This window comes from Collinsella sp. AM44-11 (genome assembly GCF_003467145.1).
Lineage (GTDB): Bacteria > Actinomycetota > Coriobacteriia > Coriobacteriales > Coriobacteriaceae > Collinsella.
The window spans coordinates 16,214-28,293 of record NZ_QSFE01000021.1 but is presented as its reverse complement, the minus strand read 5'-3'; the positions used below and the strand labels follow the sequence as shown (position 1 = coordinate 28,293).

Below are 12,080 nucleotides of genomic sequence, written 5' to 3'. Positions count from 1 at the left end.
GGAAGTTCGCGAAGCCCACTTCCCGGAGCAAGGCCGCCCCGCCGGGCAAGGCCCCAGCGCGAGACCGTCCCGGATGCCTATCTACTCGTTGTCGCCTGCGGTCATCTGCGTTGCGGAAAGCGCACCGTCGGCTGCAGTTGCGGCTGCGGCGTCGGGCCAGACCCAGTCGGTAAAGGCCGGGTGATCGTAGCCCTCGTCGCATGCGAACTCAAAGGCCTCGGTGCGGAAGGCCTCCCACTCGTTAATCTGCTCGGCAAACTTGTCGGCGTCGACCATGCGCAGTACGTCGGCGGCCAGCGCCCAGCGATCCATGTTGTTCAAGCGCAGCATGTCAAAGGGCGTGGTCGTGGAGCCCTTCTCCTCGTAGCCATGGACGCGGAAGGCATCGTGGCCGGGGCGGTTCCAGATCAGGCGACGAATCGTGCCGGCATAGGCGTGGAAGGCGAAGAGCACGGGCTTCTCGCCGCAGCCGAACAGCTCGGACCAGCGCTCATCGCTGATAGCTCGGTCGTTCTCGCAGACGTTTTGGATCTTGAGCAGATCGACCACGTTGACGAACCACACCTTAACGCCCAGCTCGCGCAGCATATCGGTTGCGGCCAGGGCCTCGAGCGTCGGCACGTCGCCGCACGTGGCGACCACGACGTCGGCCTCGGCGAGCGAGTCGGCAGTCGATGCCCACTCCCACGTCGCGACACCCTCGGCAAGCTCGACGCAGGCCTCGTCGACCGCCTGGAAGGTCGGGGCGGGCTGCTTGCCACAGAAGATGGCGTTGACGCAGTCGGTGGACTGGTAGACACGCTCGGCCACGGCAAGCGCCATGTTGGCGTCGGCCGGATAGTAAGCATTCACGATATGCGTATCGTTAGCCTTGTTGAGCAACAGGTCGATAAAACCGGGGTCCTGGTGCGAGAAGCCGTTGTGGTCCTGGCGCCAGACATGGCTCGACAGCAAAATGTTTAGGCCGCTGATGGGAGCGCGCCACGGAATCTCGCGCTTGGTGGCCTCGAGCCACTTGCAGTGCTGGTTAACCATGGAATCGACCACGTGGACAAAGCTCTCGTAGGAGCTCCACACTCCGGAGCGGCCGGTGAGCACGTAGGCCTCGAGGAAGCCCTCGCACTGGTGCTCGGACAGCTGCTCGACGACCTTACCGGAGCCGGCCAGCAGCTCGTCGTTGGCATCGTCCTCGTAGAAGCCGGCGTCCCACTGCTTCTTGGTCACCTTGTAGGCAGCCTGCAGGCGGTTGGACGCGGTCTCGTCGGGACCGAAGATGCGGAAGTCATCCATGTTCTTGGCCAGAACGTCGGCAGTGTACTCACCAAAGACGCGGGCGGCCTCGGTAGAGCCCCAGCCATGACCCTTAGTTGCGACGGGGACCTCGTGGGCATGAATATCGGGCAGCTCGAGCTCGCGGCGCACCTTGCCACCGTTCGCGTTGGGGTTGGCGCCGATGCGCAGCTCGCCGGTCGGCATAAAGGCCGTCACCTCGGGGCGCACCTGGCCCTCGGGCGTAAAGAGCTCCTCGGGCTTGTAGGAACGCAGCCACTCGCGCAGCACGCGGAAGTGCTCGTGGGTGTCCTTGGCACTCGCCAGCGGCACCTGATGCGCGCGCCAGGAGTCCTCGGTCTTCTTGCCGTCGATCTGCTTGGGGCAGGTCCAGCCCTTGGGCGTGCGGAACACAATCATGGGGTAGGCCGGGCGGACCACGGTCTCGCCTGCGGCGGCCTGGGCCTGCGCGGTTGCCTTGATGTCACAGATCTCATCGAAGACCTGCTCAAACAGGGCAGCGAAACGCGCATGAATGCTTGCGTGGCTCTCGTCGTCAAAGCCGGCGACAAAGAAGTGCGGCTTATAGCCCATGCCCTCAAAGAACTTGGTGAGCTCCTCATCGGACACGCGGGCAAGGATGGTGGGGTTGGCGATCTTGTAGCCGTTGAGGTGCAGGATCGGCAGGACGATGCCGTCGGTTGCCGGGTTCACGAGCTTGTTGGACTGCCAAGAGGTCGCGAGCGGACCGGTCTCGGACTCGCCGTCGCCCACCACGGCCACGGCCAGCAGGCTCGGGTTGTCCATAACGGCACCGTAAGCGTGGCTGAGCGTGTAGCCGAGCTCGCCGCCCTCGTGGATGGAACCGGGCGTCTCGGGCGCAAAGTGGCTCGGGATGCCGCCGGGATAGGAGAACTGGCGGAAGAACTTCTGCAGGCCGGCCTCGTCATTGGTGATGTCGGGGCGAATCTCGCGGTAGGTGCCGTCGAGCAGCGACTGAGCAGTACCGGCGGGGCCACCGTGACCAGGGCCCATCAAGAAGATAGCATTCTGGTTGTGGTCGGCGATCAGTCGATTGACGTGACCGAACAGGAAGTTGATGCCGGGCGTGGTGCCCCAGTGGCCAACCAGGCGGTGCTTAACGTCCGGACGACCGAAGTCGCGCACCTCACCGGTTTTCTCGTCGACAAAGTCGGGGCGCATTAGCGGGTTAGAGCGAAGGTAGATCTGACCGACGGACAGATAGTTCGATGCGCGCCAATACAGGTCGACGCCCTCGAGCTCGGAAGCCGGCACCTCGTGGCCCAGCTTTTGCCACGGCGTCCCCAGTGTTTTAGCCATTGTTTATGTCCCTTCGCTGTGCGGTCACCCTCCAATACGGCAACCTTTCGTTGGGACCAGTATATTTGCTAAAACGTTTTATCATGGTGAAAAAACGTTTTACCACCCTTATCAATCCCATCGATTAGCAAAACGCGACATTCACCTGCGGCGTTGATTGTCACAGGTGCTCCACATTCGGTCTCTGCAAATTGGTAAACGTGTTTAGTTGTGTTTAGTAAGCTCGAGCACGCTGTCCTTAACGATAAGCTCCGGCTCCAGAACGACCTCTTCGGCACGCCTGCCGCCCCTACCGGCAAGACGCTTGGACATGCAGCCAAAAGCATGCTCCGCAAGGACACCAGGGTCCTGCTCAATCGCGGTCAGCGCCGGCTCAAAGAGAACGTCGGCCGCCGAGTTGTCATAGCTCACCACCGAGATATCGCCCGGGATGCTCTTCCCCATCTCGTGCAAGCGCTTGAGCAAACCGAGGGCAATGTTATCCGAGCTTGCGAACACGGCAGTGGCGTCAGTTGCGAGCACTGCCTCCGAGGCCTCGTATGCGCTCGGAATGTAGTACTCGCTCTCAAACTCCAAACGCGCGTCGATCGGCAGGCCAACCTCGCGCAGCGCGCGCTCATAGCCGGCAAGTCGCTTGCGACCCGTATTGGAACGGCGGGCATTAACCAGGCAGGCAATACGGCGGTGGCCTTGCTCGATCAGATAGCGGGTGGCCATATAGCCGCCCATCTCGTGGTCGAACATCACCTTGTCGCACTCGAGCCCCTCAATGGCACGGTCGACCATTACGGCCGGGATGGGCAGGTGGCTGACTTCTTCGCGCAGGGCGCGGTCATCGGAGAACTCGTCACCCACCACCAGGAAGACGCCATCAACGCCGCGCGTCACCAGCTGGCGCAGCAGCTCCAGATCGTCATCGGCGCTTCCGCCCGAGCTGGTAATGAAGAGCGCATAGCCGTCCTCGCGGCAGCGCTTTTCCAGGCTACCGGCGAGCGAGGCAAAAAAGCGGCTCTCGATGTTAGGGACGATAAGGCCCAGCGTGCGCGACTCGCGCATGACCAGGCTGCGCGCAATCTGGTTGGGAACATAGTGGTTGCGCGCCGCGACCTCTTTGATGAGCTTGCGGTTTTCTTCCGAGATGCGACAGGGCCGATTATTGAGAACAAGCGAGACCGACGAGGGGGAAAGCCCCACCTCCTGGGCGATCTGCTTGAGGGTGACTTTGTTGGCCATCTCGCTCCTTCCTGGTTTACGCGCAATCTCTTGAAAGTATAGCGACTACCCCTCTACCTCGGTGATAAACACTTTACCAATCCGGTGGACGGCTGTTTTATCGCCGCCAGCGCACCAAATCCGTCCGGGTGGGGTATATTGCAATCGATTGATGACAACGACCACCAAAAGGCGGATATCCGTATGCACGAGAACGATTTTTTTAACGAGGACCTGCTGTGCGCGCTCGCTGGCGTTGCCGGCGAGGACAACGTGCTGATGAGCGAGCCCATGCGCGAGCACACCACGTTTAAGATCGGCGGTCCGGCCGACGTCTTTGTCACGCCCGATACTGAGCAGGGCCTCGTCGCCACGCTCGATACCTGCTATCGCTGCAATCTACCACTCACCATCGTGGGCAACGGCTCCGACTTGCTCGTCGGCGACAAGGGCATCCGCGGCGTCGTCGTAGCGCTGGGCGAGGGCCTCTCCGACATTACGGTCGACGGCACGCACGTCACGGCGGCAGCCGGCGCCTTGCTTTCCGATGTCGCAGCCGCGGCAGCCGAGGCCGGCCTTACTGGCATGGAGCCCATCTCGGGCATTCCCGGATCGGTCGGCGGTGCCTGCTACATGAACGCCGGAGCATACGGCGCTTGCATGGCCGATGTGCTGGAGTCCGTGCGCGTCTACAAGCCCGCACGCATGCTCGACGACGGCACCCGCGGTAGCGGCAGCATTATCGAGTTCGATGTCGATGAGCTCAACCTGGGCTATCGCAAGAGCCGCATTGCCGACGACGGTTTCATCGTGCTTTCGGCCACTTTCAATCTCGCCCCGGGCAACGCCGCGATGATCAAGGCCGACATGGACGACTACCGCCAGCGCCGCGAGGACAAGCAGCCGCTCGACATGCCGAGTGCCGGCTCCACCTTCAAGCGCCCCGAGGGCTACTTTGCCGGCAAGCTCATCATGGACGCCGGCCTGCGAGGACACGCCATCGGCGGCGCGCAGGTGAGCGAAAAGCACTGCGGCTTCATCGTCAACGCCGACCACGCCACCGCCGCCGATGTCGACGAACTCATCCGCCACATCCAAACAACCGTCAAAGACCAATTCGACGTAGACCTCGAACCCGAAGTCCACCGAGTTGGCGAATTCCTCTAACAAAGAAGGCCCCGAAAGGGGCCTTCACCATATTTATTCAGATAACCCAGTCCGGTGTGTCGCGCCCCGAACCCGAGAGGGCCGCGTGCCCGCCCGCAATATATTTGATTGATCGCGAGTTCCGCACGCAAAGAAGGCCACTTAATGTGGCCTTCGTCTTGCGCAGGACTGCCCGAGCAGGCAATCAAATATATTGCGGGCGGGCACGCGGCCCAGTCGGCTTTACGACAGCGCAATACCGCCAAGCCAGCCCCAACGCACGCCAGAGCCAGTACCATAAAAGCTGATGAACGAATCAAGCGACTTAGACGTAATGGCGCCCTCGTTGCTCATTACGATGCCGCCGCCAACGTAGATACCCACATGACCGTAGATAAGGCCCGGAGCACCCGTGCCGCTGTGCGAGGAATCGGCCACGATCATGCCCACCTGCAGCGCCGAGCGGTCGGAGCTATAGCACCAGGCGTTGAACATGTCACACGCGTTGCCGCCAAAATAGCCCACGCCGGCATTGCGGAAGACGTTGGTAACCCAGGCAGCACACCAGCCCTGGCCGGGAGAAGGCGTCGAGTAGCACGCATTGACGACGGCCTGCTGCTTGCCCGAACCGCCCGTCTGTTGCGGGGTGCCGCCGGCATACGAGCCGCCACCCGAGCTCGAGCCACCCGAAGAAGAGCCCGTGTTCGCAGAGGCCGCGGCTGCCGCAGCCGCCTTCCTAGCGGCCTCCTCAGCCTGGGCGGCAGCGAGGATCTCGGAATCGCGCTGAGCCATGAGTTCCTTGACGTCGTCGGAAAGACCGTTCAGCACGGTCTGGACTTCTTGCTGCTTGGCCTGCATATCCTGCATCTGAGCCGTCTGCTGGTCCTTGAGTTTCTCCAGGTTGGCCTTTTGTGCTTCGAGCTCGGTCTTCTGCGCGTCGAGCTCAGCCTGAATCGTCTGGATATCCTCGATGGCATTGCGGTCGCTCTTGTTGATCTTCTCAACGTAATGCGCGTTGGCGACGAGTTCCTCAAACGAGCCAGAGGCCAGCAGCAGCGACAGGATGTTCGTGCCGCCGGACTTGTAGCTGGCGGCCACGCGATCGGAAAGGTCGTTGCGCTTCTTCTTGAGCTCGGCCTTCTTTTCATCGATCTGGGCCTGCGTGTCGTCAATCTTGCCCTGGACATTCTCGATGTCGTTGAGGGTCTGGGCATTCTTGTTGGCCAGCGCCGCATACTCATTTGCGATGCTGTCGAGCTGGGCCTGAACCTCGTCGAGTTGGGCCTGGGCGGCATTCAATTTATCGGTGGTTTCTTTGGAAGCCTCCGCCGCATGGGCGCGAGTGGGCAGGCCAAAAAGAACTGCCGCAGAAGCGGCGCCGAACAGGGCCTTAAGGGCAGTGCGGCGCGAGAGCTCCTGGGAAAGGATGGAATCGCTGTTTGGTGACATATGTACTCCGTTACATGCTTATTTATATGTCGCTCAACTCATACATATTAGCGTACATATGGCGCGTCCCAACGATTTCCACGAACGGCAGGAAACTACAAGGTCGGCGGCTCGTAAGCAATTGTCAAATTTGAGGTAACAATTGAGCAAGCTCTTATATGAGTACGTTAACATAATCCTCTGCTTTTCCTACAGTGCACCATTTGGGCGTCCCCGCCTGCGCTATACTCCCCTCTAGAAGTGTTCCTGATTCGATAGGAGACTACATGTCCAAAGCACTCGACCCCAAAGACACCTGCGTCCTCGTTACCGGTGGCGCCGGCTTTATCGGCTCGCACACCGTCGTTCAGCTGCTCGAGGGTGGCTACCAGGTCGTCATCGTCGATGATCTCTCCAACTCCAGCGCCGTCGCCGTCGACCGCGTCAAGACCATCGTGGGCGACGAGGCCGCCAAGAACCTCACCTTCTACGAGGCCAACGTGCTCGACCGCGATGCGATGAACAAGATCTTCGATACCCATCAGATCGACCGCGTCATCCACTTTGCCGGCTTTAAGGCCGTCGGCGAGTCGGTGAGCAAGCCCGTCGAGTACTACCACAACAACATCGAGAACACCCTGGTGCTCATCGACGTCATGCGCAACCATGGTTGCAAGTCCATCATCTTCTCGAGCTCCTCGACCGTCTACGGCGACCCGGACAACCCGCCCGTCACCGAGGAAGACCCCAAGAAGCCCGCAACCAACCCCTATGGCTGGACCAAGTGGATGATCGAGCAGATCCTTATGGACGTCCACACCGCCGACCCCGAGTGGGACGTCGTGCTGCTCCGTTACTTCAACCCCATCGGCGCTCATCCGTCGGGCCTGATCGGCGAGGACCCCAAGGGCATCCCCAACAACCTGGTGCCCTATGTCGCCCAGGTCGCCGTGGGCAAGCTCGAGGCCGTTCAGGTCTTTGGCAACGACTACCCCACCCCCGACGGCACCGGCGTGCGCGACTACATCCACGTGTGCGATCTGGCCTCTGGTCACGTTGCCGCCCTTAACTGGATGAACGGCAAGACCGGCGTCGAGATCTTTAACCTGGGCACCGGCACCGGCACCTCGGTACTCGAGGTCGTCGCCGCCTTCTCCAAGGCTTGTGGCAAGGAGCTGCCCTACGTGATCCGCGAGCGCCGCGCCGGCGACATCGCTGCCAACTGGTGCGATGCCTCCAAGGCCGAGCGCATGATGGGCTGGAAGGCCCAGTACGACATCGCGGACATGTGCCGCGATAGCTGGAACTGGCAGAGCCACAACCCCAACGGCTTCGCCGACGCCGAGTAGCAAAAACCTACATACCGTTCTTGCCCCGATCTCACGTTGTGAGGTCGGGGCTTTTTTCATGGCATGTAGCCATTCGCCGAAAATCGACCAACTTTTTTATCTTGCCTGTACATGTTTAAACAACATGTTTTACAATAGGCGTATCGAATCAGAACATCGGAGGCGGACTGCACACCCATCGGCAGGCCGACCCCACAACAAGAAGGTTGGTGAGCGCATTCATGGAGCGTGCAAGCGGCGTCCTCATGCCCGTCTCATCTCTGCCCGGACCATACGGAATCGGCGGCTTTGGCTGGAATGCCTACGACTTCGTCGATTTTCTCGCCTCGTGCAAACAACATTACTGGCAGATTCTGCCCCTTACGACGACCAGCTATGGCGATTCGCCTTATCAGTCGTTCTCGGCCCGCGCAGGCAACCCCAACTTTATCGACTTTGCCGAGCTTATCGAGGCAGGGTATCTGGAGCAGCGCGATATCGATGGCGTGTATCTGGGATCCGACCCCAGCAATGTCGACTACGGCGCTATCTTTGGCGGCCGCCGTCAGATTCTCGACCGCGCCGCTGAGCGCTTTGCTGCCGACAAGCCGGCCGACTTCGACGACTTTATCCAGGCCAACGAGGACTGGCTCATCCCCTACTGCGAGTTCATGACCGTCAAGGAGGAGTGCGGCCTCAAGGCATTTTGGGAGTGGCCCGCAGAGCTTCGCACCCGCGGTGAGGCCTCTGCCAAGGTCTGCGCCGCCCATCCCGCGCGCATGCTCTACCACCAGATGACGCAGTACTTCTTCGACCGCCAATGGAGCCGCCTCAAGGCATACGCCAACGAGCGCGACATCCTGATCATCGGCGACCTGCCCATCTACGTCTCGCGCGACTCCGTCGAGATGTGGGCAAGCCCCGAGCTCTTTAAGATCGACGCCGCCGGTAACCCCGTCAGTGTCGCCGGCACACCGCCCGATCAGTTCTCCGCCACCGGCCAGTACTGGGGCAATCCCATCTATGACTGGGATGCCATGGAAGCAGACGGCTTCTCCTGGTGGGAAGGCCGCATTCGCGCCGCCCTCGACATGTACGACGTCATCCGCCTGGATCACTTCCGCGGCTTCGAGGCCTATTGGGAGGTGCCGTTCTCCTCGCCTGATTCGTCCTACGGTTCGTGGACGCAGGGTCCCGGCCTCAAGCTCTTCAAGACACTCGAGGAAAAGCTCGGCACGCTGCCCATCATCGCCGAGGACCTGGGCTTCCTCACCCCCGGCGTCATCGATATGCGCGACAACTCGGGCTTCCCCGGCATGAAGATCCTGCAGTTTGCCTTTGAGGGCACCAACTCGTACTACCTGCCGCACAACTACATTGCCAACACCGTCGCCTACGTGGGCACTCACGACAACGAGACGGCACGCGGCTGGTTTGAAGGAACGGCTACCCCGCGTCAGCGCGAGCAGACAGCCCTGTACACCCATCAGCAGGCCGGCGAACCCATCGCCGACGCGCTCAACCGAACCATCGCAGCCAGCGTGAGCGACACGTGCATCTACACCATGCAGGACCTGCTCAACTTGGGCAACGAGGCGCGCATCAACACCCCTGCCACGCTGGGCGGCAACTGGACCTGGCGCATGCTCGACGGCGCCATCACCCGCGAGCTCGAGCACAAACTCACCGACTGGACCGAGACCTACTTCCGCATCCCGTCGGAAGCCGAAATCGAGCTTCCTCAATAGGAGCTACCGCGCCCGACCCCTCCCCACTGTGCGGACGCGCTTGCTTACCCGCGCGAGGCCACCCCAATCCCCTCGCGCGGGATTCTTATGAATTGCAGACATGTAATCAACCCATTACAGGAGGAAACATGCCCCAAATTAACCTCATGGAACTCGCCGAGCAGTCTTTTGGCACCTCGCTCGAGCAGCTCGACGACCGTCGCATTTACAAGCTGCTGGTCAAACTCGTGCAGGAGCGCTCCGCCGCCTGCCCGCTCAACAACGGCAAGAAAAAGCTCTATTACATTTCCGCCGAATTTTTGATCGGCAAGCTGCTCATCAACAACATGATCGACCTCGGCATCTACGACGAGGTTAAGGACCAGCTCACCGCCGCAGGCCACGACCTCAACAAGATCGAGGAGTTCGAGGTCGAGCCGTCGCTCGGCAACGGCGGCCTGGGCCGCCTGGCCGCATGCTTCCTGGATTCCATCGCCACGCTGGGCTTGACCGGCGATGGCGTGGGCCTCAACTATCACTACGGCCTGTTCCGTCAGCGCTTTGTCGACAACCAGCAGAAGGCCGTCCCCGACGAGTGGCTCGGTGAGCAGGACATCCTAGTCGACGACGACCGCTCCTACACCGTCGAGTTCGGCGATTTTGCCGTTACCTCCAAGCTCGTCAACATCGACGTGCCCGGTTACGGCCAGCCCACCAAGAACCGTCTGCGCCTGTTCGACCTGGCGAGCGTCGATGACGGCCTGGTCCCCGGCAGCTCCATCGACTTCGACAAGACCGAGATCGCCAAAAACCTCACCTTGTTCCTCTACCCCGACGATTCCGACGAGCAGGGCCGCCTGCTTCGCATCTACCAGGAATACTTCATGGTGAGCAACGCCGCCCAGCTCCTGATCGACGAGGCCATCGAGCGCGGCAGCAACCTGCACGATCTGGCCGACTACGCCGTGGTCCAAATTAACGACACGCACCCCACCATGGTCATCCCCGAGCTCATTCGCTTGCTCACCACCGAGCATGGCATCGAGTTTGACGAGGCCGTGACCATCGTACGCTCCATGGTCGCCTACACTAACCACACGATTCTTGCCGAGGCGCTCGAGAAGTGGCCGCTCGTCAGCCTGCAGAAGGTCTCCCCTGCCATCGCCGACATTATCGTCAAGCTCGATGAGATCGCGAAGGCCGAGCACGATGACCCGCGCGTCGCCGTCATCGACGAATACGACACCGTCCACATGGCCCACATGGACATCCACTTTGGCTTCTCCATCAATGGCGTAGCCGCCCTCCACACCAAGATCCTGGAGGACACCGAGCTTCATCCGTTCTACGAGATCTATCCCGAGAAGTTCTCCAACAAGACCAACGGCATCACCTTCCGCCGCTGGATCCATGGGGCCAACCCCGCGCTCGCCAGCCTGCTCGACGATGTGATCGGCACCGACTGGCGCAGCACCGGCGATCTGAGCAAACTCGCCAAGTTCGCCGACGACAAGAATGTTCTTGAGCGCCTGGCCGCCACCAAGACCGAGGCCAAGGCCATCATGCGCCAGTTCATGGCGCTCGAGCAAGGCGTGACCATTCCCTCCAACGCCATCATCGATGTTCAGGTCAAGCGTATCCACGAGTACAAGCGCCAGCAGATGCTCGCGCTCTACATAATCTGGAAGTATCTCGACATCAAGAACGGCAATAAGCCTAAGCACCCCGTCACCATCATCTTTGGCGGCAAGGCGGCCCCTGCCTACACTATCGCGCAGGACATCATCCATCTGATCCTGACGCTGTCGCAGTGGATTGCAAACGACCCCGACGTGGCTCCCTACCTGCAGGTTGTCATGATCGAGAACTACAACGTCACCGCCGCCGAGCGCGTGATCCCCGCCGCCGACATCTCCGAGCAGATCAGCCTGGCCTCCAAGGAGGCGAGCGGCACCTCCAACATGAAGTTCATGCTCAACGGCGCCCTAACCCTGTGCACGCTCGACGGCGCCAACGTGGAGATTGCCGAGCTCGTGGGCGACGAGAACATCTATACCTTTGGTGCCTCGTCCAAACAGGTCGAGCAGCTCTACGCTGACGGCCGCTATAACGCCAGCGCACTCTACCGCAAGCCCGGTATCAAGCTGCTGGTGGACTTTATCACCAACCCCGCCTTTATGGCGACCGGCAACGCCGAGCGCCTGCAGCGCCTGCACGACGACATTAAGGGCAAGGACTGGTTTATGGCCCTGCTCGACATTGAGGAGTACATCCAGACCAAGGAGCGCGTACTGGCCGACTACGAGGACCAGGACGCCTGGATGCGCAAGGCGCTCATCAATATCGCCAACGCTGGCACCTTCTCGTCCGACCGCACCATCTCCCAGTACAACGACGAGATCTGGCACCTGAACTAATTTCGCTTCCCTTACCCATCCTCTTGAAAACGGAGCCACGGCAACGCGGCTCCGTTTTTTGTGCCCGCACGTTACCCTGTGATCCGACTCGGCCAAACAATCTCGATCCATAACAACTACTCAACCAAAACGGTCCCAGCTGTTACAGATTGAGACATACCGGCCCCTCCCCTTGGGTTTATCTCAATCTGTAACATCTAGCAGGTGAAATT

The 12,080-nt window shown here is 60.8% G+C and carries 7 protein-coding genes; 4 read left to right on the top strand and 3 right to left on the bottom strand.

The features are described from left to right. Positions 1 to 81: 81 nt before the first annotated feature. Both DW943_RS09930 and DW943_RS09925 read right to left on the bottom strand, forming a co-directional pair. On the bottom strand, positions 82 to 2,610 hold the full coding sequence (locus tag DW943_RS09930; protein WP_117862933.1) for a phosphoketolase: 2,529 nt from the start codon (positions 2,608 to 2,610) through the stop codon (positions 82 to 84). A gap of 204 nt (positions 2,611 to 2,814) precedes the next feature. Beyond that, positions 2,815 to 3,843, bottom strand: coding sequence for a LacI family DNA-binding transcriptional regulator (locus DW943_RS09925; protein ID WP_089573627.1), 1,029 nt, complete (start codon positions 3,841 to 3,843; stop codon positions 2,815 to 2,817). 183 nt (positions 3,844 to 4,026) lie between these two features. On the opposite strand from DW943_RS09925, the gene murB reads away from it, so the two are divergent. Then, complete coding sequence (gene murB, locus DW943_RS09920; RefSeq protein ID WP_117564858.1) at positions 4,027 to 4,989, top strand: UDP-N-acetylmuramate dehydrogenase; 963 nt, start codon at positions 4,027 to 4,029, stop codon at positions 4,987 to 4,989. Positions 4,990 to 5,211: 222 nt separating this feature from the next. Here murB and DW943_RS09915 read toward each other — a convergent pair whose 3' ends face one another. Continuing rightward, a complete protein-coding gene (locus tag DW943_RS09915) occupies positions 5,212 to 6,417 on the bottom strand; it encodes a hypothetical protein (RefSeq protein ID WP_117862932.1) in 1,206 nt (401 codons plus the stop codon). 266 nt (positions 6,418 to 6,683) lie between these two features. Here DW943_RS09915 and galE point away from each other — a divergent pair, with 266 nt between their 5' ends. The 3 genes from galE (at position 6,684) to glgP (ending at position 11,868) form a co-directional block, all read left to right on the top strand. Beyond that, on the top strand, positions 6,684 to 7,745 hold the full coding sequence (galE, locus tag DW943_RS09910; protein WP_006235870.1) for a UDP-glucose 4-epimerase GalE: 1,062 nt from the start codon (positions 6,684 to 6,686) through the stop codon (positions 7,743 to 7,745). 209 nt (positions 7,746 to 7,954) lie between these two features. Further along, the gene (gene malQ / locus DW943_RS09905; RefSeq protein WP_233543655.1) at positions 7,955 to 9,472 is read left to right on the top strand and encodes a 4-alpha-glucanotransferase; all 1,518 of its coding nucleotides are present in this window, start codon (positions 7,955 to 7,957) and stop codon (positions 9,470 to 9,472) included. Positions 9,473 to 9,600: 128 nt separating this feature from the next. Continuing rightward, a complete protein-coding gene (glgP, locus tag DW943_RS09900; protein ID WP_117862930.1) occupies positions 9,601 to 11,868 on the top strand; it encodes a glycogen/starch/alpha-glucan family phosphorylase in 2,268 nt (755 codons plus the stop codon). Positions 11,869 to 12,080 lie beyond the last annotated feature (212 nt).